The organism is Aeromonas sp. QDB31 (assembly GCF_027707605.1).
GTDB lineage: Bacteria > Pseudomonadota > Gammaproteobacteria > Enterobacterales > Aeromonadaceae > Aeromonas > Aeromonas media.
The window spans coordinates 284,957-306,706 of record NZ_JAPCIX010000002.1 but is presented as its reverse complement, the minus strand read 5'-3'; the positions used below and the strand labels follow the sequence as shown (position 1 = coordinate 306,706).

General features: G+C 62.4%; 19 protein-coding genes and 1 other annotated feature. Of the genes, 9 read left to right on the top strand and 10 right to left on the bottom strand.

From position 1 onward, the window contains the following. Positions 1-143 precede the first annotated feature (143 nt). Positions 144-689, bottom strand: a complete 546-nt coding sequence (gene apt, locus PG898_RS03350; RefSeq protein ID WP_043131360.1) for an adenine phosphoribosyltransferase — start codon at positions 687-689, stop codon at positions 144-146. A gap of 132 nt (positions 690-821) precedes the next feature. Then, positions 822-1,199, bottom strand: a complete 378-nt coding sequence (locus PG898_RS03345; protein WP_043131359.1) for a YbaN family protein — start codon at positions 1,197-1,199, stop codon at positions 822-824. 177 nt (positions 1,200-1,376) lie between these two features. Between PG898_RS03345 and dusC the strand changes: the two genes are divergently transcribed. From dusC to PG898_RS03325, 4 genes are all read left to right on the top strand, one after another. After that, the gene (gene dusC / locus PG898_RS03340; RefSeq protein WP_043131357.1) at positions 1,377-2,321 is read left to right on the top strand and encodes a tRNA dihydrouridine(16) synthase DusC; all 945 of its coding nucleotides are present in this window, start codon (positions 1,377-1,379) and stop codon (positions 2,319-2,321) included. A 56-nt stretch (positions 2,322-2,377) separates the two neighbouring features. Next, positions 2,378-3,205, top strand: a complete 828-nt coding sequence (locus PG898_RS03335; protein ID WP_043131354.1) for an AraC family transcriptional regulator — start codon at positions 2,378-2,380, stop codon at positions 3,203-3,205. A gap of 75 nt (positions 3,206-3,280) precedes the next feature. Continuing rightward, positions 3,281-4,246 carry a DMT family transporter gene (locus PG898_RS03330; protein WP_043131353.1) on the top strand — a complete coding sequence of 322 codons (966 nt, stop codon included), beginning with the start codon at positions 3,281-3,283 and terminating at the stop codon, positions 4,244-4,246. Between the two features lie 81 nt (positions 4,247-4,327). Next, positions 4,328-4,696: a TraR/DksA family transcriptional regulator gene (locus tag PG898_RS03325; RefSeq protein ID WP_043131350.1), complete on the top strand. Its 369-nt coding sequence runs from the start codon at positions 4,328-4,330 to the stop codon at positions 4,694-4,696. Positions 4,697-4,849: 153 nt separating this feature from the next. Here PG898_RS03325 and PG898_RS03320 read toward each other — a convergent pair whose 3' ends face one another. Next, a complete protein-coding gene (locus tag PG898_RS03320; protein WP_043131348.1) occupies positions 4,850-5,521 on the bottom strand; it encodes a response regulator transcription factor in 672 nt (223 codons plus the stop codon). Positions 5,522-5,695: 174 nt separating this feature from the next. Between PG898_RS03320 and PG898_RS03315 the strand changes: the two genes are divergently transcribed. Together PG898_RS03315 and PG898_RS03310 are read left to right on the top strand one after the other, a co-directional pair. Next, positions 5,696-6,022, top strand: coding sequence for a PilZ domain-containing protein (locus tag PG898_RS03315; protein WP_043131345.1), 327 nt, complete (start codon positions 5,696-5,698; stop codon positions 6,020-6,022). An 88-nt stretch (positions 6,023-6,110) separates the two neighbouring features. After that, on the top strand, positions 6,111-10,346 hold the full coding sequence (locus PG898_RS03310) for a beta strand repeat-containing protein (RefSeq protein WP_270830624.1): 4,236 nt from the start codon (positions 6,111-6,113) through the stop codon (positions 10,344-10,346). Between the two features lie 82 nt (positions 10,347-10,428). On the opposite strand, the gene rnd is transcribed toward PG898_RS03310, so the two are convergent. The 7 genes from rnd to PG898_RS03275 form a co-directional block, all read right to left on the bottom strand. Continuing rightward, the gene (rnd, locus tag PG898_RS03305) at positions 10,429-11,541 is read right to left on the bottom strand and encodes a ribonuclease D (RefSeq protein WP_043129939.1); all 1,113 of its coding nucleotides are present in this window, start codon (positions 11,539-11,541) and stop codon (positions 10,429-10,431) included. A 100-nt stretch (positions 11,542-11,641) separates the two neighbouring features. Beyond that, the gene (gene fadD, locus PG898_RS03300; protein WP_081934458.1) at positions 11,642-13,318 is read right to left on the bottom strand and encodes a long-chain-fatty-acid--CoA ligase FadD; all 1,677 of its coding nucleotides are present in this window, start codon (positions 13,316-13,318) and stop codon (positions 11,642-11,644) included. A 196-nt stretch (positions 13,319-13,514) separates the two neighbouring features. Next, complete coding sequence (locus PG898_RS03295; protein WP_043129937.1) at positions 13,515-14,357, bottom strand: alpha/beta fold hydrolase; 843 nt, start codon at positions 14,355-14,357, stop codon at positions 13,515-13,517. Beyond that, a complete protein-coding gene (locus PG898_RS03290; RefSeq protein ID WP_043129936.1) occupies positions 14,357-14,875 on the bottom strand; it encodes a Slp family lipoprotein in 519 nt (172 codons plus the stop codon). Before PG898_RS03290 ends, PG898_RS03295 begins: the two co-directional genes overlap by 1 nt. 67 nt (positions 14,876-14,942) lie before the next feature. Next, complete coding sequence (gene tsaB, locus PG898_RS03285; RefSeq protein WP_043129935.1) at positions 14,943-15,644, bottom strand: tRNA (adenosine(37)-N6)-threonylcarbamoyltransferase complex dimerization subunit type 1 TsaB; 702 nt, start codon at positions 15,642-15,644, stop codon at positions 14,943-14,945. Positions 15,645-15,862: 218 nt separating this feature from the next. Then, the gene (locus PG898_RS03280) at positions 15,863-17,773 is read right to left on the bottom strand and encodes an ATP-dependent DNA helicase (protein ID WP_270823530.1); all 1,911 of its coding nucleotides are present in this window, start codon (positions 17,771-17,773) and stop codon (positions 15,863-15,865) included. A 66-nt stretch (positions 17,774-17,839) separates the two neighbouring features. After that, entirely contained in the window at positions 17,840-18,085 is a 246-nt protein-coding gene (locus PG898_RS03275; RefSeq protein WP_270823529.1) for a hypothetical protein, read from the bottom strand. A 185-nt stretch (positions 18,086-18,270) separates the two neighbouring features. Continuing rightward, positions 18,271-18,399 (top strand) — a sequence feature (His leader region). Positions 18,400-18,423: 24 nt separating this feature from the next. On the opposite strand from PG898_RS03275, the gene hisG reads away from it, so the two are divergent. The 3 genes from hisG to hisC are packed head-to-tail and all read left to right on the top strand — an operon-like array spanning position 18,424 to position 21,740. Then, positions 18,424-19,320, top strand: a complete 897-nt coding sequence (hisG, locus tag PG898_RS03270; protein WP_005324991.1) for an ATP phosphoribosyltransferase — start codon at positions 18,424-18,426, stop codon at positions 19,318-19,320. A 12-nt stretch (positions 19,321-19,332) separates the two neighbouring features. Further along, complete coding sequence (gene hisD, locus PG898_RS03265) at positions 19,333-20,643, top strand: histidinol dehydrogenase (protein WP_270823528.1); 1,311 nt, start codon at positions 19,333-19,335, stop codon at positions 20,641-20,643. Continuing rightward, positions 20,640-21,740, top strand: a complete 1,101-nt coding sequence (gene hisC, locus PG898_RS03260; RefSeq protein WP_005324996.1) for a histidinol-phosphate transaminase — start codon at positions 20,640-20,642, stop codon at positions 21,738-21,740. The genes hisD and hisC overlap by 4 nt, the downstream gene beginning before the upstream one ends. Positions 21,741-21,750 lie beyond the last annotated feature (10 nt).

Sequence of the window (21,750 nt, the reverse complement as noted above, 5' to 3'; positions counted from 1 at the left end):
GGCAGGATGCTAACACAAATGGAGGGCGGGCTGTATGGGCTATCGGCCGCCGTGGGAGGAATCGCTTGATTTTCAAACCGGTGCCCATTCAGGCACCGGTTCGGGGCATTGGCGGGTTGACGAGGCCCGCCTGCCAGGGGGGATTACTCGCCTGCGAGCTCGACCAGAGAGACCACCTTGACGCCTGAGGCGGTCAGGCGGGCATCACCGCCCAGCGACGGCAGGGAGATGATGAAGGCCGCATCGGCGACTTCACCGCCGGCGCGGCGAATGAGCTTCACGGTCGCATCGACGGTACCGCCGGTGGCCAGCAGATCGTCCACCACCAGCACCTTGTCACCGGGCACGATGGCGTCGGTGTGCAGTTGCAGGGTATCGGTGCCGTACTCGAGGGCATAGGACTCTTCGATGATGGCGCGGGGCAGTTTGCCCGGCTTGCGCACCGGCACGAAGCCCAGCCCCATGGCGTAGGCCACCGGGGCGCCGAAGATGAAACCGCGGGCCTCGGTGCCGACGATCTTGGTGATCCCTTGATCACGATAATGCTCGGCCAGCAGATCTATAGTGGCCTTGAAGGCCTCGGCATTCTCGATCAGGCTGGTGATGTCGCGAAACAGTATGCCCGGCTTCGGATAGTCGGGAATGGTCTTGATGCTCGCTTCGATAAACTTCAGGGTATCCGGATTCATTATTTGACCGCTTATTTTTGAGCCCAGGCGTGGCGTCTCTTGCGCTGCCCGCCAGCGGGCAATAAAAAGGCCCGTCATGCAAAAAATGACAGGCCGACTCCATAGCATTATTGCCGCGATAGCTTAGGGATTTCACTTCTCCATTGCAACTGGCTCCAGCACCGGCAGACGCATTAACCAGGTGAGCAGGATCACCATTATGACAACCAGCAGCAGCCTCACCCAGGGCAACGGCACCACCATCAGCGACACCGAGAAGGAGAGCAGGATGAAGACGATGGCACGGCGTCTGGCATGGCGCCGAATGCCGCGATATAGCTGCCAGTCATGGATGGGGGGCCCGAACCAGGGGTGTGTCAGCAGCCAGCGGTGAAAACGGGGGGACGAGCGAGCAAACAGGGCCGCCGCCAGCAACATGAAGGGGGTAGTCGGCAACAGGGGCAACACTATCCCGACTATCCCGGTGGCGAAGGCGAGCCAGCCCAGGGCCATCAGACACCAGCGTTTCATGGGTACTCCTCTGAATGCATCTCTGCCTTTAGCCTAACAGAGTTGGCCCGGAAGCTGACAGCCCGGCCCATGCAGCAGCAGTCGATTAGGCTCATCGAGTGGGCAGACGGCTGACAACGCCGCCCATTGCCACTACAATCTGCGCTCTTTTTTCTCCCCTTGTCTTCGGAAGCAGCTATGCGCGTTATTTTGGCCCCCATGCAGGGGGTGCTGGATCACCTGATGCGGGAGGTACTCACCTCCGTCAACGATTACGACCTCTGTGTCAGCGAATTCATTCGGGTCGTCGATCAGCTGCTGCCCGCCAAGGTGTTCTATCGCCTCTGCCCCGAACTCAAGCAGGATGGCAAGACCCGCGCCGGCACCCCGGTGCGGGTGCAGCTGCTGGGCCAGCACCCCGAATGGCTGGCGGAAAATGCGGTGCGCGCCATCGAACTCGGCTCCCCCGGGGTCGATCTCAACTTCGGCTGCCCCGCCCCCACGGTCAACAAGAGCAAGGGGGGGGCCGTACTGCTCAAGGAGCCAGAGACCGTCTACCGCATCGTCAAGGCGGTGCGCGAAGCCGTCCCTGCCCACCTGCCGGTGAGCGCCAAGATCCGTCTGGGGTACGACGACAAGGAGCTCTACATGGACAACGCCCAGGCGGTCTATCAGGGGGGCGCCAACGAGCTCGCTGTCCATGCCCGCACCAAGCGGGAAGGCTACAAGGCGCCGGCGCACTGGGAATACGTGGATCTCATCCGCCGCGCCCTGCCCATTCCGGTGACCGCCAATGGCGAGATATGGGATCACAAGGATGCCCTCGCCTGCGCCGGCGTCTCCGGCTGCGACGCTCTCATGGTGGGCCGCGGTGCCATCTCTCTGCCCAACCTGGCCAACGTGATGAAAACCGGCTGTGCCCACATGAGCTGGGCCGAGGTGCTGCAGCTGATGGTGACCTATACCGAGCAGGATCTGGCGAGCGACAAGGCCGACTACTACCCCAGCCGCATCAAGCAGTGGTTCTCCTACATAGTGCGGGAATACCCCCAGGCCGATGAGCTGTTTCGCCGCATCCGCACCATCAAGACCGCGGACGAGATCCGTATCGCTCTCGAGCGCGAGTGCGCCGCACGGGCCTAGTCTTGGCCGCCGCCCCGCGGCACCTTATGATGAAGGCTCAATGACAGGAGGTCAGGATGCAGGGAGTACCGGTCACATTTACCCATCAGCACGACAGGGCCGATTTTCGTGCCCTGCCTGGCCAGCCTGCGACCGAGCTCTACCGCGCCCACATCCAGCACCACACCTTCGATCCCCATAGCCACGAGGGGTTTGGCCTCGGTGTCATCGAGTGTGGCGCCGAGCGTTTTCGCTATCGTGGCAGCCAGCTCCTGGCGGGCCCCGGCAGCCTGGTGCTGATGAACCCCGATGAACTGCACACGGGCGAGGCTGCCTGCGAGCAGGGGTGGCGCTATCGCATGCTCTACCTGCCCGCCGATCGGCTCGAGGCCATCAGCGGCGAGCGCGGCTGGTATTTCGCCGAGGCAGTGCGAAGCGACCCGCACGCCGCCCCCGTCCTGCAAGCGACCCTGGACGCCCTCTGGCACTGTGACAGCGAGCTCGCCGCCGACGGCCTGCTGCTGAGCGTGTGCGAAACTCTGCGCCCCCACGCCCGGGCCCTGGCGGCCCCGCGCGAAGCAGCCCATCCTCTGGGCCGCGCCATCGACTATATGCAGGCGTACTTCGCCCGCCCCATCACCCTGACCGAGCTGGCCGGGGCGGTGAACCTCAGCCCCTACCACTTCCAGCGCAGCTTCAAGACCCGCTTTCATGTCACCCCCCAGCAGATGCTGATGGCCATACGCCTGCAGCGCGCCAAGGGGTGGCTGGCCGCCGGCCTGCCCGCCGCCGAGGTGGCCGCCGCCTGTGGTCTGGCCGATCAGTCACACCTCAACCGCGCCTTCCTGCGCCGCTATGGCACCACCCCGGTGCGCTACCAGAAACAGGTGCAGGCCGGCCGCTAAAGCGCAATCTGGTTCAATACACCGCCCTTCCCCGCCTGCTAGGCTGGCCTCCTTCTTCTCCACCGGAAATAGAAAATGTTGCTCGGAGTCTTGTTTGCCCTGCTGGCCGGCCTGATGTGGGGGCTCATCTTCGTCGCCCCCCTGCTGGTTGACGGCTATCCCCCCGCCCTGCTCGCCAGCGGCCGCTACCTCGCCTTCGGCCTCATCGTGCTGCCGTTCGCCTGGCAGGCCCGCAAACGCCTGGCGGCCCTCTCGGCCAGCGATTGGCGAGAGGCTCTCGCTCTCACCCTGGTGGGGAACCTCATCTACTACTTTTGCCTGTCGGGGGCCATCTTGCGCATCGGCTCGCCGCTGGCGGCCATGATCATCGGCACCCTGCCAGTGGTGACGGCCCTGGCCGCCAACTGCCTCTATGGCGCACGGGACGGCCGCCTCTCCCGCGCCCGCCTCTACCCGGCCCTGCTGCTGATGGGGGCCGGCCTCTATCTGGTCAACCACGCCGAGTTGACCTGGCAGGCAGAGGCGCCCACCGAGCAGCTGTTCGGGCTCGCCCTGGCGGTGGCCGCCGTGCTGTGCTGGACCTGGTATCCCCTGCGCAACGCCCGCTGGCTACGCGAGCACCCGAGCCGCAGCCCGGTCGTCTGGGCCACGGCTCAGGGACTGGTGACCCTGCCGGTGGCGCTCATTGCCTACCTCGGCAGTCTCGGTCATCTCGCCCTGAGCGCACCGGACTTTCCCCTGCCCTTCGGGCCGACGCCCCTGCGCTTCGTGCTGCTGATGGGGGCGGTAGGGCTCTTTTGCTCCTGGCTCGGCACCCTGTGCTGGAACGAGGCGAGCCAGCGTCTGCCGACCGTGCTGGTGGGACCGCTCATCGTGTTTGAAACCCTGGCGGGGCTGCTCTACGCCTTCATGCTGCGCGGGATCATGCCTACCATGAGCACCCTGCTCGGTATCGTCTGCCTGGTGGTGGGGGTGCTCTACGTGATCACCGGCAAGCCACGACACCTGCCGGAAAAACGCGTCAAAGCGCGGTTAACTTGACTCATGTCATCTTGATAAACCGCGGCTTTCCCTATACTGGCCGAGTTTTATCACTCGTCTTTGGGGGCTGTTGTGTGTGAAGTGACGCAAGCCCGGTTGGCCGAATGGCGTGAGCGCCTGCTGACCGATTGGGCACAAACAAGAGAAGCGCTGATTACTCAGCTCAAGGCCTGTCGACGTGACGACTGGGCACAGAAGGTGGCATCCTGCGAGCGGGATCAGCTGGTGGACCTGACCAGTCGCCTCGACTTGCCCAAGGTGGAGTCGAGCGTGGCACGGCTGAAACGCCTCGACGCGGCGCTCTGCCAGATGGAACTGGGTCTCTATGGCCTCTGCTCCGATTGCGAGGAGCCGCTCGCCATCGAGCAGTTGGATCAGGATCCCAGCCTGCAACGCTGCCCGCGCTGCGAAACCCGTTATCGCAAGGGATTCCACGCCCACGAACTCTGATGGCCCTTCCCCTGCCCACAGCCATCCATGTCCTCCTCCTCTTGCCAAGGCCATAGCTGACTCTCAACTCGACAAGGGCACCCGGCCCCTTCATCACGCGGGCCCCGGTGGCCTGCGGCAGAGCATCGCTGCCTTGGGAGGCCGACAAGCGTTTCAGGTCTGGGAGCCTTGCTCTGTCAGCGCATGCTTCTGTGCATAGGCATAGAGGCCCATTCGATTGCGAATGCCCAACTTGGCATAAATGGATGTCAGGTGATTGCGCAGGGTGTGCTCACTGATGTTGAGGCGCCGCGCGATCTCGAGGGTATTGGCATCAACGCCCAGGGTAATGACCGCGATGGTCAGTCTCTCCTTCCGGGTCAGCCGCGCTATCTTCGCCTGCTCGGCATGGTGAGCCCCCTTCTCCCTCGCGATGGCCATCAGGATCCGCTCGGTGGCGGCGCGATCGACCCAGTACTCGCCCCCGTGCACCTTGCGGATGGCCTTATACAGCACCTCCACCGGTTCCCGCTTGCTGATGGCGCCGCAGGCCCCGGCCAATACCGCTCTCTCCTGCAGTTCAGTGCCCTCCGCTGTGGCGATCACCAGCACGCGAACGTGGGTATCGCACAGCAGGGAAGGTATTTGGTCGATGCCATTTCGACCATCCAGATCAAACAGGACGACACACGTCTTGCCTGGCACCATCCACTGCACGGCATCGACGGGATCGGCCACGCAGGCGATGACGTTCATCTCGTTGGGCTGTGCATTAATGGCCCCGCGCAAACCCCATGCGACTATCGGCAAGTCGCAGATCACGATGACATTGATTCTGGTATCCATACCCCGCTCCCCAACGCCTACGACAACGTGACAGGCATCCTGCCTGACAATGGTCCCCTCTCAAATTAGTCGAAATATCCTGGTTTTGTCCTGGGTCGACCGTCACTTTGTCCCACATAAATCGGCCTGATTCTTCCATTTTTCATCTTCCCCTTCTGGCCTAGGCTAATCGGCATGACAACACCCACACATATCCATGCTCGCCAGCATGATCGCATCAGGACGGTGATACCTGTCCGGCTCTCGGGCCAGACAGGGTTCACCCGGGACATCAGCATCGGGGGCTGCTACCTGCAATTCGAGGAGGCTGCCACGCCTGAGAACCAAGTGAGTAATGTCTGCTTCGATCTCGATCCCGGGGTGACGCACGGTGCCATGAAGATCCGGTGTTGCGGGCAGATAGTGCGGCGAGACCAGGACGGCCCTCTCACCGGTATGGCCATCAAAATCAAAGACCTGCAACTGCTGGTGAAAGAGATCCCCGACTGTTGCACCAGATGAAGTGTTACGCGGTACAAGAGCAGATGGCCAGGACGGCGATCTTGTCTCCATACCGAATCATCTTCCCGCTTTCTGAAGGAGCAGACCCATGGCTGACATCAGCGGCACCAATAAAAACGACTCGCTCATTGGCGGCACAGGAGCCGACCTCATAGATGGAGGCAATGGCAGTGACATGCTCGACGGCGGCAGCGGGAGCGACACCCTGCTGGGCGGCAACGGCGAGGATACCCTCTACGGCGGGCTCGGGGACGATATCCTCTCCGGCGGCAACGGCCAGGACCTCGTCTATGGTGGATCCGGCAACGACGTCATCGGGACATCGCTCGTCAACAGCGAGAACGGTAACGACGTCATCTACGGCGACGGCTGGGATGACTACCGGCAGCAGAGCCGAGCCATCGCCGGCAGCGACACCATCTACGGCGGCAATGGCTCGGAGACCATCTATGGCGACAACGGCGATGGTCATGCAAGTGGCGGCAACGACTCTATCTATGCCGGCAACGGCAACGACACCGTCTACGGTGAAGGTGGTGACGATACCATCCAGGGCGGCAATGGCGCCGATTTGCTGAGCGGCGGTAGCGGCAATGACCTCTTCGTCTACCAGAGCGCGATGGAATCCAATAGTGGCGGGATGGATACTATCCGTGACTTTTCCGGTGTGCGTGACGCCAACCCGGACAACGACAAGGTCGACCTGCGTCCGTTGCTGGGTTCCACCGACCTCAAGTGGGGAGGCACCATTTCCCTGATCAACGGTGTCTGGTACGAGCAGAACGCCGGGCAGAATGCCACCTACATCAAGGCCGATACCAACGGCGACGGCCAGGCCGATCTGGTGATCAAACTCGACGGTCTCAAGGACCTGAGCAACACCGACTTCCTCGGTGTGCAGAACAACGGCCCCACCATCACCTCCGACGGGGGGGGCAGCTCGGCGGCTCTGGCCATCGACGAAAACACCACTGTGGTCACCACAGTGACGGCCAGTGACCTGGACGTCGGTGCGCTGCTGACCTACACCATAGTCGGTGGCGCCGATGCAGGACTCTTCACCATCAATCCCAACACCGGCGCCCTGTCGTTTGTCAACGCGCCCAACCGGGAAAGCCCGAGCGACAGCAACGGCGACAACACCTATGAAGTGGTGGTGCGCGTCTCCGATGGCAGTGCCTTCGACGAGCAGACCTTCACCATCGCCATCAACGATGTTGACGAGTTCGATGTCACTACCCCGACCGACACCAACGCCGCCACCAATGCCGTCGACGAGAACATCGCCATCGGCTCCCTGGTCGGCATCACCGCCTTTGCCAGCGACGCCGACGCCACCACCAATGCCGTCACCTACAGCCTGTCCGGCAATCCCGGCGGCCTGTTTGCCATCGATCCCGCCACCGGTGTGGTCACCGTCGCCACCGCCATCGACCGTGAAGCCCTCGGTGCCAGCGTGAATATCGAGGTCACCGCCACCAGTGCCGATGGCTCCAGCCAGGCGCAGACCTTCACCATCGCCATCAACGATGTTGACGAGTTCGATGTCACTACCCCGACCGACACCAACGCCGCCACCAATGCCGTCGACGAGAACATCGCCATCGGCTCCCTGGTCGGCATCACCGCCTTTGCCAGCGACGCCGACGCCACCACCAATGCCGTCACCTACAGCCTGTCCGGCAATCCCGGCGGCCTGTTTGCCATCGATCCCGCCACCGGTGTGGTCACCGTCGCCACCGCCATCGACCGTGAAGCCCTCGGTGCCAGCGTGAATATCGAGGTCACCGCCACCAGTGCCGATGGCTCCAGCCAGGCGCAGACCTTCACCATCGCGGTCAACAACCTCGACGAGATCGCACCGACCATCACCTCCGGTGGCACTGCCGCCGCTATCAATGAAAACAGCGGCGCCGGTCAGGTCGTCTACACCGCCACCGCCGACGACAGTGCCGACATCAGCGCAGGCGTGACTTTCAGCCTCGCCGGTACCGATGCCAACAAGTTCACCATCAACGCCATCACCGGTGCGGTCACCTTGCTCGGCAACCCCGATCACGAGACCCAGTCCAGCTACAGCTTCAGCGTCCTGGCCAGCGATGGCGTCAACCCGGCCACCGAGCAGGCCGTCACCCTCGCGGTCAACAACCTCGACGAGGTCGCTCCGACCGTACTCTCCATCACGGGCATCAGTTCACGTAGCGGCAACTCCGGCACCGCGACCTTCACCGTCACCTTCTCCGAACAGGTCAACGGGGTCAGCGCCGAAGACTTCACCCTGTTCGGCAGTGCTACCAGCGTTTCGCCCTTCCCCAGTATCACGGGCGTCTCAGGCTCCGGCTCGACCTGGACGGTGACTGTTGCCTACGATGGTCGACAGCCAGCCAATGGCGACCGAGGTAACACTCTAGGGCTAAACCTGAATGCGGGTAACAATGTGATCGACAGCAATGGCAATGTCGCCACATCAACTTCCTTCGGCACACCACAGATTGCATCTCTTGCACCCGCTGGTATTGCCGGTGAACCGATCCACCTGGCCCTGGAAGCCCCCGAGGGGCTTATTGGCCTGATCTCGATGAAGATATCCGGCGTTCCCTCGGGTTGGACCATAAACGGCGGCAACGACAATGGCGACGGCACCTGGAGCCTAATGACCGAGGATCCGAGCGGCCTCACTGTCACCACCCCGGCTGACTTTGTCGGGGCCGCAGTCCTGGCTGTCAACATGAGCTGGACCAACGTCGACGGCAGCATGGGCAGCGCCTATATCGCCGACAACGTCGAGGCCTATGCCCCAGGCTCCCCCATCTTCGCCCTGTCGCAAGACGACAACCTGACCGGCTCATCCGGTGCGGATCAGTTCGTGTTCGCCCAACCCATCGGCAACAACGTCGTCTACAACTTCGACGTGACCACCGACAGGCTGGATCTGATCGGCTTTGCCGGCGTCACCAGCATGGCAAACGTGCAAATAGGCAATGACGCCGATGGCAATGCGGTGATCAGCATTGGCGAGGGCCAGAGCATCACGATCAAGGGGGTCGATGGGGCGTTGCTCGGCGAGGCGAACTTCGAGTTCAACGTCGATCCGGTGACCCGCAACGGCGGTACCCTCACCATAGATGACGGGGCCATCATGCCGTTTGGTGGCAGTCTCATCAACGAAGGGATGATTGCCCTTGGTGGCCACGACAGCGGCGCCAGCCTGGAGATCCTGTTCCGCGGAGCCAGCCTGAGTGGCGGCGGGCAGTTGGTGCTCTCCGACAGCGACCACAATGCTCTGTTCGGTGGCAGCGCCGATACAGTGCTGTTCAACATCGACAACAGCATCCGCGGTGCAGGCCAACTCGGCGCCGGGCAGCTGATATTGAACAACGCAGGCAGCATCATCGCCGATGGCAGTCATGCCCTGGTGATCGACACAGGCGATGAGGTCATCATCAACTCCGGCATGCTGGCAGCGATCGGGGCCGGTGGTCTGATCATCGACAGTGGGCTCGACAACAGCGGCCTGCTGTGGGCCAATGGCGGCAATGTGACCTTGAACGCGGCTGTCAGCGGTACCGGCAGCGCCTTGATCAGCGGCATGGCTACGCTGGCTTACGCTGCTGCGTCGAACATGGACACCGCTTTTGCCCTCGAGGGGGATGGGATCCTAAGGCTGGCACATGCCGCCGACTTCACCGGCACTGTCTCTGGCTTCAACGCAGGAGATAAGTTCGAGCTGGCCGACGTTGGCAACGCAACCATCAGCTATGTCAGCAACGCCACCGCGAGCGGCGGTGTGCTGACCATCGACGATGGTACCCACCGTAGCGAAATCCAGTTGCAGGGCACCTATACGACAGCCGGTTTCCAGATGACACAAGGAGAGGATGCGAGCACCACGATCAGCTACCACGCGATACTGGCTGATCAAATACTGACGGGGACAGAGAGCGATGACGGCCTGGTGGGCAGCGATGGCAACGACACCCTGAACGGGCTGGTTGGCCATGATGTTTTAGTCGGCGGGGAAGGAAGCGATACCTTCGTCTTCGGCCGCGAAGGGGGGGTGGACACCATAACCGACTTCAATGGTGCCAACCTGATACAGGGGGGAGACGTATTGGATCTGCGAGATCTGTTCCAGGATACGACGGGCGGCGACCTGTCGGACTATCTGGCGGTGCGGGAAGAAAATGGCAGCACCATCCTTAGCGTGGATAGGGATGGTGCAACGGGGGATGCCGGCTTCCAGGATCTGGTTCTGCTGCAGGGCACCACAGGCCTGCATCTCGACGAGCTGCAGCAGCAAGGCAACCTGCTGACCCACGGATAACCCCGGCTCACGCCATCCAAAAAAGCAAAAGCCCTGGCCGCACACGCAGCCAGGGCTTTCGTCATAGGGGCACCAGAGGCCGCTACTGTGCCAGCAGGTGGCCCACCAGCTCATGACGCCACCCTTGCAGCAGCATGGGTTTATCCGCCCTGGCCCGCTCCTCGGCGCTCATGCGCCAGCTCCAGGTGAAGTACTGGTGGATGATCTTCTTGCTGGCAACCAGCTCCGGCGGAATGTTGCTGGCCTTGGCCTTCTCTTCCACCATGGCCTTAATGCGCTTGAGCTCGGCCTTGTACTGGGGGAAGTCCACCAGCCGGCGAATGGGCTCTGGCCAGCTGTCCGGATCGCTCTGCTGGGCGGAGACGACGATGTCCAGCATCCGCTTGCCGTGGATCTTGATCTCGATGGGGGCCAGCCCCAGCTCGTTGAGATCCCGCAATGAAGTGGGTCGGCGCTCCGCCACCTTGAATAGGTGCAGCTCCTTGACCACGAAGTTGAGGGCCAGATCCCGGCGTACCGCCTCTTGCTGACGCCAGGCGGCGAGCTCGCGCAGGATGGCCAGCTCACGCCGACCCAGTTGCCAGGCGTTGATGATCTCGAGGTAGGCCTGACGGGGATCGCTGCCCTGGGTCTTGCGGGCGGAGTGGTTCTGGCACTCCTGCTCGAACCAGGCAAACTTGCCGCTTTCATGCAGCCTGGCCATCACCTTCTCGTAGAGGGGCATCAGGTAGAAGACATCCGCCGCCGCGTATTCGAGCTGGCGCGCGGTCAGGGGGCGGGCCAGCCAGTCGGTGCGGGCCTGATCCTTTTCCAGTTCCACCCCGAGGAACTCTTTCACCAAGGCGCCGAAGCCCACCGAGACGCCGTACCCCAGAAATGCCGTCGCGAGCTGGGTGTCGTGCATCTGGTTGGGCAGGTGGCCCGCCTGATGCTGGATGAGCTCCAGATCTTCACCGGAGGCGTGCAGTATGGCGATCTGCCCTGCCCGGCCGAGCCGCTGCCACAGGCCGGAGAGATCCAGAGTCAGCGGATCCAGCAGAGCGAGGCGTTCGCCGTCATAGATCTGGAACAGACCGAGCTGGGGATAGTAGGTACGGGTGCGAACGAATTCGGTATCTATGGCCAGGGGAACGTCGGCCAGGGAAGCGAGATACTGCTCCAGTTCGGCTTGCTGTGAAATGAGTTGATATTGCATCTTTGCCTGCACGTTGGTCGGGACCCAGAAAGAAAAAACCGTGGCATGACCCACGGTTTTGCATAACGACAGCGCTTGACTGCAGAGCAGTGCATGCCGGTTACTGCTTGGCAATCTCCTCGTCGCGCAGCACGCGCCGCAGGATCTTGCCCACATTGGTCTTGGGAAGTTCGTCGCGAAATTCTACCAGTTTCGGCACCTTATAGGCAGTCAGATGTTTGCGGCAGTGGGCAATTATCTCGTCCTCTGTCAGCTTTGCATCTTTCTTGACCACGAAGATTTTCACCAGCTCGCCGGAAACCGGGTTAGGCACGCCGACGGCAGCCACTTCCAGCACCTTGGGATGGAGCGCCACCACGTCTTCAATCTCGTTCGGGTAGACGTTGAAGCCGGAGACCAGGATCATGTCCTTCTTGCGATCGACGATCTTGAAGAAGCCCTGCTGGTCGCACACCGCGATGTCACCGGTACAGAGCCAGCCATCCTGCATCACCTCGGCGGTCGCCTCGGGACGTTGCCAGTAGCCCGTCATCACCTGGGGGCCACGCACCTGCATCTCGCCGGGGGCGCCCAGCTCGGTGATAACCAACCCCTTGTCATCCACCAGCCGGATCTCGGTGGAGCAGACCGGCAGGCCGATGGAGCCGTTGTAATCCACCAGATCGTAGGGGCAGACGCTCACCAGGGGTGAACACTCGGTCAGGCCATAGCCTTCCAGCAGCGGGGTCCGGGTCAGCGTCTTCCACTGCTCGGCCACCGCTCGCTGCACCGCCATGCCGCCCCCTATGGTGAGCTTGAGCTTGGAAAAGTCCATGCCCTGGAACTCGCCATTGTTGACCAGGGCGTTGAACAGGGTGTTGACCCCTGTGATGCAGGTGAAGGGGTACTTCTTGATCTCTTTGACAAAGCCCGGGATGTCGCGGGGGTTGCTGATGAGCAGGTTGTAGCCACCCAGGCGCATGAACAGCAGGCAGTTCACCGTCAGGGCGAAGACGTGGTAGAGCGGTAGCGCCGTGACCACGAACTCCTTGCCCCGCTCCAGCACGGGACCATAGACACCGAGGCACTGCTCCACGTTCGCAATCATGTTGCGGTGCGTCAGCATGGCCCCCTTGGAGAGACCCGTGGTGCCGCCTGTATATTGCAGGAAGGCGATGTCCTGGTTGCTGATCTCCGGCTTGATGTACTGCAGGTAGCGCCCCTTGGCCAGGGCCTGGCGCATAGTGCTGGCGTGCGGGAGGTTGTATTTGGGCACCAGCTTCTTGACGTACTTGACTACGAAGTTGACGAGGGTGCCCTTGGCCAGGCCGAGGTTGTCCCCCATGCGAGTCAAGATCACGTGCTTGACCGGGGTGTCGTAGACCACCTTCTCCAGGGTATGGGCGAAGTTGGAGACGATGACGATGGCCTTGGCGCCGGAGTCCTTGAGCTGGTGCTCCAGCTCGCGCGGGGTGTAGAGGGGGTTGACGTTGACCACCGTCATGCCGGCCCGCAGTATGCCAAACACGGCGATGGGGTATTGCAGCAGGTTCGGCATCATCACCGCCACCCTGTCGCCCTTGCCGAGCTTGAGCTCGTTTTGCAGGTAGGCGGCAAAGGCACGGGACTGCTCTTCCAGCCGGCGATAGGTAATGGTCTGCCCCATGTTGACGAAAGCGGGCTGGTCGGCGAACTGGGTCACCGACTCTTCAAACATCTCGACCAGGGAGCCGTATTGGTCTGGATTGATCTCGGCGGGCACCCCTTCTGGATAACGCTTCAGCCAGACTCTTTCCACGAACTTCTCCTGCATAACTAGCACCTGTGCGCTCACTGTGTTGCCTCCGTCCCTGTCACATCCATTTCAATCAGTTGTTTTAAGCTACAGCTCTAATGCCGCACATAGTTACACAAGGCAACATCGATTAACAGCAAATTAACAACGAGAAGTGTGAGGGAGAAAGCAAACCTGACATGATTGAAAGCCGGCGATCCTACCGGATCTGACAGAAGTTTTCGATATAAACGGCGGTTTTGGCCGAATTTTCCATATGGAAGTGATGATTTCCCGCCACCTGTACCATTTCAATCTGGCCAAAGAGTGGTCCCCGCTGCTGCCACTGCGCCAGCAGACCCTGGAACCCCTGCTCGCCACGGATGAAGAGCACAGGGCAGGCGATGGCCCGGATCAGCGCCTGGGCCTGGCCTTCGCTCATGCGCATGGGCGAGAGATCCCGCAGACGTGGATCGCTGCGCCAGTGCCAGCGCCCTTCCCGCACCTCCAGCTGGCGCTCGCAGATGAGGCGCGCCGCCGCCGGGGAGATCTCCGCCACCTTGCAGCGGGCTGCCACCGCCTCGTCGAGGGAGGCAAACCCACCGGACGCTCGCTCGCGAGTACGGCTGCGATTGAGAATGGCCCGCCGCAACTGGGCAGGCACCTCCTCATCGGGTTGGCTCAGTGGCCCCAGCCCCTCCAGCAGGATGAGCCGCACTATCTGCTCGGGGAAGACCCCAGCATAGGCGCTGGCGATCAGGGCCCCGAGGGAGTGGCCGAGCAGGATGAAACGCTGCCAGCCCGCAGCCTGGGCAATCTGGTGCAGATCGTCGAGCCAGTCGACGAAGACATAGGGGGTCGCCTTGTGATCCGAATGACCGTGCCCCGGCAGATCGACGCAGACGAGGTGGCACTCATCGAGATGGGGGGCAAGGGGCAGGAAGCTGGCGCCGTTGTCGAGCCAGCCGTGCAGGGCAATGACCAGGGGCTTACCCTGCCGGCCGTTATCCAGCAGGGCAATGCGCCGGCCATCGGCCAGGGTGAGGAAGCGCTCTTCCATCATCACCAGCGGGAGTAGTGGCGTCTTGGCCAGAAGGGATCATAGAAGGGGTCGTAGAAGTAGGGGTCCATGTAGCGGATCTCCACCTCCTTCACCGGCGGCCACAGCTTGCTGGCGGTGACCTTGAGCACGGAGAAGCGATATTTGTGATCGCCTATCTGGCTGTCCACCGGCTTGTCCAGGGTACCGAGCACCGTCAGGCTGCGCCCCTTGGCATAGAGCGTCGGATCCACAAACCCCTTCATGACGGCCAGAAAACGCCCCGGGCTCTGCTCCGTCTGGGTCGGTACGCCGTTGGCTTTGAGCGGCAGGTAGACCACTTCAATGACGCTCTGATCCTGCTCGTTGTGCACCGCCGAGATGACGCCGCTCCAGCGCGCAGGCCTGCCCTCCATCCCCTGCAGGGCAGGTTGATAGGCCACCAGCTGGCTTTCCGGCTCATAGGCCAGCTCCTTGGGCACAGTGCTGCAGCCGCCGAGCAGCAGCCCCGTCAGGCCCAGCATGATCACGCGTTTCATCATTTGCCTCTCCTTCTCCGCACCGTCTGCCTTCACTCACTGGCGTCGAGTCACGGCTCGCCGTTGGATGTCACTCGCGACCCGGCAGTTTTTTCCAGGTCACCTTGTCGCGCAAATAGACGGGGGTTGCCTGCTCAACAGCCACCGCCTCCCCCGCCAGCCAGGCGCTGCGTGCCAGGGGCAGCATGTCGACCGCCGCCGGGAAACGCACCTGGCTCACCGCCAGCTCGTCGGCCAGCGCATTGAGCGTCTCGCCATAGGTTTCAAAGCCGGTCCCGACGCAGCTCAGGCTGCCCGCCAGCTTGCCGCGCGCGTCAATCAGCGCGGCGGGATCGCTCACCACTTCCTCTCCCACCAGCTGCATGCGGCCGTCAAGCAGCTCGTAGTGGCCAAAATAGACCTCGTTCATTCGCGCATCGATGGCGGTCAGCACCCGCGTTGCCCCCTCCAGACGATGAGCCCCCTGGGCCATGGCAGCCAGGGTCGAGATGCCGATGAGCGGCACGCCGGCACCAAAGGCGAGCCCCTGGGCCACGCTGATCCCGATGCGCACGCCGGTAAAGGAGCCCGGCCCACGCCCGAAGGCGATGGCGTCGAGCTCAGCCAACGATAGACCGGCCTCGTCTAACACAGACTGAACCATGGGCAGGATTTTTTGGGTGTGATCCCGCGGCGCCTCTTCCCAACGGGAGAACAGCTTGTCGCCCACCAGCAGGGCGGCGGAGCAGGCTTCGGTGGCGGTATCAACGGCCAGGATCTTCAACTCGGTCATGGGTTACAATCTCTATAAAATCAGTCAATTACATAACGTGCAAGCGAGCAGTGCTCACCCGTTTTCTTAACATGGCAAATCCGTCAATCGCTATCCACTCGCCAGCATCTCAGGTCCAATGCAAGGCGCGCCGGGTACGCGGCCCAGGCCAGAGCATCCCGCTCGACACAACGCCCCAGGGTAGCCAGCTCCCACGTTCTGGTAAATAGCCTGCCGAGTTACTCGCCGCGGTCAAAGAAACGCCCCAGTGACCCTAACTCCCGGGTACGAGGGATGGCGGGCAGACTCTTGATGAAGGTGGCGCCATAGGGCTTGTTGACCATCCGTGGATCACAGATGACCAGCACGCCGTGATCACTGCGATCACGAATAAGTCGCCCCACCCCCTGTTTGAGGGCAATCACCGCCTTGGGTAGCTGCAGCTCGGCGAAGGGATCTCCCCCCTTGAGCTTGCAATCATCCACCCGCGCCTTGAGCAGCGGATCGTCCGGGCTCGCAAACGGCAGCTTGTCGATGATAACACAGGACAATGCCGCCCCTCGCACGTCGATCCCCTCCCAGAAACTGCTGGTCGCCACCAGCACGGCGCGCCCGTTCTCAACAAACTCCTTGAGCAGCCGCTGCTTGTTGTCCTCCCCCTGCAAGAGCACGGTGCGGCCGATTTCCCGGCGCAGCACCTCGGCCACCTGCCGCATCACCTGATGGCTGGTACAGAGGAAGAAGCAGCCCCCCGGCGTCTTGTTGATAAGGGGGATCATCAGATTGGCCAACTGTTCCCCCCGCCCGAAGGCATTGGGTTCGGGCAGGAAGCGCGGCACACAGAGCCGCGCCTGCTCGCCATAGTCGAACGGGCTGTCGAGGATAAGCTCGGCGCTGCCAGCGAGCCCCAGCTCAGCCTTGAAGTGATCGAAACGGTTGTCCACCGTCAGGGTAGCGGAGGTAAAGATCCAGGCCACCTCGGGCTTTTGCACCTCGGCGCCAAATCGCTCGGCCACCGACAAGGGGGTGAGATTGAGGGAGAAGTGCAGCCGGGAGCAGTCATACCAGTAGGAGAAACCGGTCTGATTGACCGCCAGCACCTCCCCAAGGCGGGTGCGCAGCTCGCAGACTCGCTCGAAGGCGTGATCCAGCTGCTCGCCACGGCCGAGCGCCAGTTTCAGCACCTCGTAGCAGAGCCCGATGGCGTCGTTGAGACGAGCCAGGGCCTGGCCCCAGAGCGGCTGGCGCAGGATATCGCGGGTATTGCCACGCCCCCCGTCTATCCCGAAGGCGAGGCGCAAGTCCTGGCTCGCGATGGAGAGCCTGTCCGCCGCCTTGCCAAGCTGCCCCATATCGTGGGCCTCGGCCCTGTAGGCGAGCTGGATGTCCTGCGCCAGATCCAGGATGGTGCGGCTGCCCACCGACTTGCCAAAATAGTTGGTGGCGATCTCCGGCAACTGGTGCGCCTCGTCGAACACATAGACCTGCGATTCGGGCACCAGTTCGCCAAATCCCGTGTCTTTCACCGCCATATCGGCGAAGAAGAGATGATGATTGATCACCACCACCTGGGCATCCATGGCACGGCGGCGGGCCACCACCAGATGGCAGTCGTCATAATAGGGGCAGTCGCGACCGAGGCAATTGTCATTGGTGCTGGTGACGTGGGCGAGGATCTCGGCGTTCTCCTGCAGCCCCGGAATGTCACCCACATCACCGTTATCGGTGGCCGTGGACCAGGACTTCACCTTGACCAGATCGCTGAGGATCTCGGGCTTTTGCAGGTGGGATTCGCTCAGGAGGCGGTTCATGCGCTCGATGCAGAGATAGTTGCTGCGCCCCTTGAGCAGGGCCACTGGCGGGGTGTAGGAGAGCGCCCCCGTGATGGTGGGGAGATCCCGGTAGAAGAGCTGCTCCTGCAGGTTCTTGGAGCCGGTGCTGATCACCACCCGCTTGCCGGATTCCAACGCCGGCACCAGGTAGGCGTAAGTCTTGCCGGTGCCGGTGCCCGCCTCCACCAGCAGGCGGCCGCCACTCTTGATGGCGCGCGCCACCGCTTCGGCCATCTCCAGTTGCGGCGCACGGGCCTTGAAGCCGTCGATGTGGCTGGCCAGAGGGCCATCTGGCTTGAACAGGGTCTGGATGGTCAAAGGAGCGTCCCGCGCAAAAGCGGCCATTATGCCAAAAGCACGACGAAAGCGGGACTGATAATGCGTTCAGACGAAGAGATCGATCTGATGGTCCGGATCCGGCTTGTGATCATCATCCTGCACCTTTGGCTGATCACGCTTGGCCGGAGGGTACCCCTGCTGGTGCTGCTGGGCGCCGCCACCATTGTCGGTGCCAATCTTGCGCAACTGATGTTTCTGGCTGATTTGGGTCACCTCCCGCTTGATGTCGTCGGGGCTCGGGGTCGACGGTGCGCGCGGCAAGATGGGAAATAACAGATCCTGGCTGGGCATGGTGATCACTCCTCAGGTTATCTTGATTAGTTATCGACCAGAAAACCGTTTTCCCCACTTTAATCGGGCAAAACACAATTTCAGGTTGCATTTTCCGTCAAGGCAGGTAGTTTAAATCAGGCGTCAACTACGACATCTTATTTGTAAAGGATTGATTACATGAAGTTCACCCTGCTGAAGACTCATCATCACCATCATCATCCCGACTAGTCTTTCAGGAGGTTGACTGCTGGAAGACACTTAACTGGTGACTTCCAAAAGGACCGCAAGATTCATAAACCCTCGGAAGCACACACTTCCGAGGGTTTTTTCGTTTTTGACTAGAAGGAAATCGAGCAATGGAAACACAACGTCTGCGCATCGCCATGCAAAAATCCGGTCGCCTGAGCCAGGACTCCCAGGCCCTGTTCAAGAGCTGCGGCCTCAAGATCAACCTGCGGGAACAGCGCCTCATCGCCCACGTGGAAAACATGCCCATCGACATCCTGCGGGTGCGTGATGACGACATCCCAGGGCTGGTGATGGAAGGGGTGGTCGACCTTGGCATCATCGGCGAGAACGTGCTGGAAGAGGTGCAGCTTATTCGCGCCTCACAGGGACTCCCCTTCGAGGTCAAAACCCTCAAGCAGCTCGACTTCGGTGGCTGCCGCCTCTCCCTAGCGGTGCCGGAAGACGTCACCTACACAGGGCCGGATAGTCTGGCAGGCAAGCGCATCGCCACCTCCTACCCCGGGCTGCTCAAGCGCTTCTTCGACGAGAAGGGGCTCGGCTTCAAGAGCGTGATGTTGGGTGGCTCGGTGGAAGTGGCCCCCCGCGCGGGACTGGCCGACGCCATCTGCGATCTGGTCTCTACCGGCGCGACCCTGGAGGCCAACGGCCTCAAAGAGGTGGAGGTAATCTACCGCTCCAAGGCTGTGCTGGTACAGGCCCCCAACCCCTTGAATGAGGCCAAGCAGAAGCTCATCGACAAGCTGCTGCCCCGCATCCAGGGGATGCAGCAGGCCCGCGAGAGCAAGTACATCATGCTGCACGCCCCCAAGGACAAGCTCGATGCCATTACCGATCTGCTGCCGGGTGCCGAGCGCCCCACCATCATGCAACTGGCCGGTGACACTAACCAGGTGGCCCTGCACGTCGTCTCCAGCGAGACCCTGTTCTGGGAGACCATGGAGCAGCTCAAGGCCCTCGGCGCCAGCTCCATTCTGGTGCTGCCCATCGAAAAAATGATGGAATAAGGAAGGGACATCATGCAGACCCTGATCTGGAAGACCCTCTCCCTCGCCCAGCAGGCCGATGTGCTGACCCGCCCCGCCCTCAACGATGAGGCGGATATCGGCGCCGTGGTCAAGGAGATCATCGCAGCTGTGCGCAGCCGGGGTGACGATGCGCTGCGCGAGCTGAGCCTGCGCTTCGAGCGCGCCCCCCGTGAGCAGTTGCGCGTCAGCGAGGCCGAGATCGAGGCCGCCTGTGCGCGCCTGGATGACGGCATCAAGGGTGCCATCGAGGCGGCGATTGCCAACATTCGTACCTTCCACGCCGCCCAGGTGCAGCCAGTGGTGCGTGTCGAAACCCAGCCCGGTGTGGTGTGCGAGCTGCGCACCCAGGCCATCAGCCGGGTCGGCCTCTACGTGCCGGGGGGGAGCGCACCGCTCCCCTCCACCGTGATGATGCTGGCCATTCCGGCAGGCCTGGCCGGTTGCCGTGAGGTGGTGCTCTGCACCCCGTCCCCCGCCAGCGACGAGATCCTGTTTGCCGCCCGCGCCTGCGGCGTCGAGAAGGTGTTCGCCATCGGCGGCGCCCAGGCCATCGCCGCCATGGCCTACGGCACCCAGAGCATTCCCAAGGTGGACAAGATCTTCGGCCCGGGCAACGCCTACGTGACCGAAGCCAAGGGCCAGGTCTCCCGGGACTGGCGCGGCGCCGCCATCGACATGCCGGCCGGCCCCTCCGAGGTGCTGGTGATTGCCGACGAGAGCGCGAGCCCCGCCTTCGTGGCCGCAGATCTGCTCTCCCAGGCCGAGCACGGCCCCGACAGCCAAGTGGTGCTGGTCACCACCTCGCCGCTCCTGGCAGACGCCATTGCCGGCGAGATCAAGGGCCAGCTGGCCCAGCTCAGCCGCCGCGACATCGCCGCACAGGCGCTCGGCAGCAGTCTGGTGATCCTCTGCGACGATCTGGACGAGGCCTGCGCCATCTCCAATGCCTATGCGCCGGAGCACCTGATCGTGCAGACCAAAGCGCCACGGGAACTGCTGGATAAACTCGAGAACGCCGGATCCATCTTCCTCGGGGCATGGACGCCGGAATCGGTCGGCGACTACGCCAGCGGCACCAACCACACCCTGCCCACCTACGGCTATGCCCGCACCTGTTCAAGCCTGGGGCTCGCTGATTATCAGCGTCGCTACACTGTGCAGGAGCTGAGCATCGAGGGGATCCAGGGCCTTGGCCCCATAGTCCAGCGCATCGCCGATGCGGAGGGCCTCGATGCCCACAAGAATGCCGTGACCCTGAGATTGAACGCACTTTCAAACCAGCAGCAAAAGGATTTGTCATGAGCATCGCCAATCTGGCTCGCCGCGTGGTGCGGGCCCTCACCCCCTATCAATCCGCCCGCCGCATCGGCGGTCAGGGTCACGTCTGGCTCAACGCCAACGAGGCCCCACTGGCCTACCCCTTCACCATCGAGGGCAATCGCCTCAACCGCTACCCCGAGTGCCAACCTGCCGAGGTAGTCAACAGTTATGCCGCCTACGCCGGTGTTAATCCGGATCAGGTGCTGGTGAGTCGTGGCGCCGACGAGGCCATCGAGCTGCTGATCCGCACCTTCTGCGACGCCGGTGAAGATCAGATCCTCATCTGCCCCCCCACCTACGGCATGTACGCCATCAGCGCCGAGACCTGTGGCGTCGGCATCGTCGAGCTGCCGCTCACCGCCAGCCGTCAGCCGGACTGGCCCGCCATCGCGGATCGGCTCTCCGACGTGAAACTGGTGTTCCTCTGCTCCCCCAACAACCCCACCGGGGATCTGGTGGGCCGCAAGGGGCTTATCGCCCTGCTGGAGAAGGCCCGGGAACGCGCCATCGTGGTGGTGGACGAAGCCTACATCGAATTCTGCCCGGAAAGCTCAGTGGTGGATCTGCTGGCCCAATACCCCAATCTGGTGGTGACCCGCACCCTCTCCAAGGCCTTTGCCCTGGCGGGGATCCGCTGTGGCTTCACCCTGGGGGATCCGGAGGTCATTGCCATGCTGGCCAAGGTAATCGCCCCCTACCCCATCCCCGAGCCCATCGCCCAGATTGCGGCCCAGGCGCTCTCCCCCATGGGGCTATCGCTGATGCAGGAGCGGGTGCAGGAACTCAACAAGCAGAAGGCCCTCATCAAGGCCGAGCTGCTCCGGCTTGCCTGCGTGAAAGAGGTGTTCGAGGACAAGGGCAACTTCGTGCTGGTGCGTTTCAATGACGGTGCCAGCGTCTTTGCCGCCATGAAGGCCGCCGGCATCATACTGCGGGACTTCTCCACCAAGCCGGGCCTGGACAACAGTATCCGCATCACCATCGGCTATCAGGGGGAGATGGATGCCGTGATCAACGTGCTGCGAGATCTGTCACTCAACGCCCCCTCAGCCAGCAACCAGACTGCCGCCAGCATATAAGGAAGTAGCC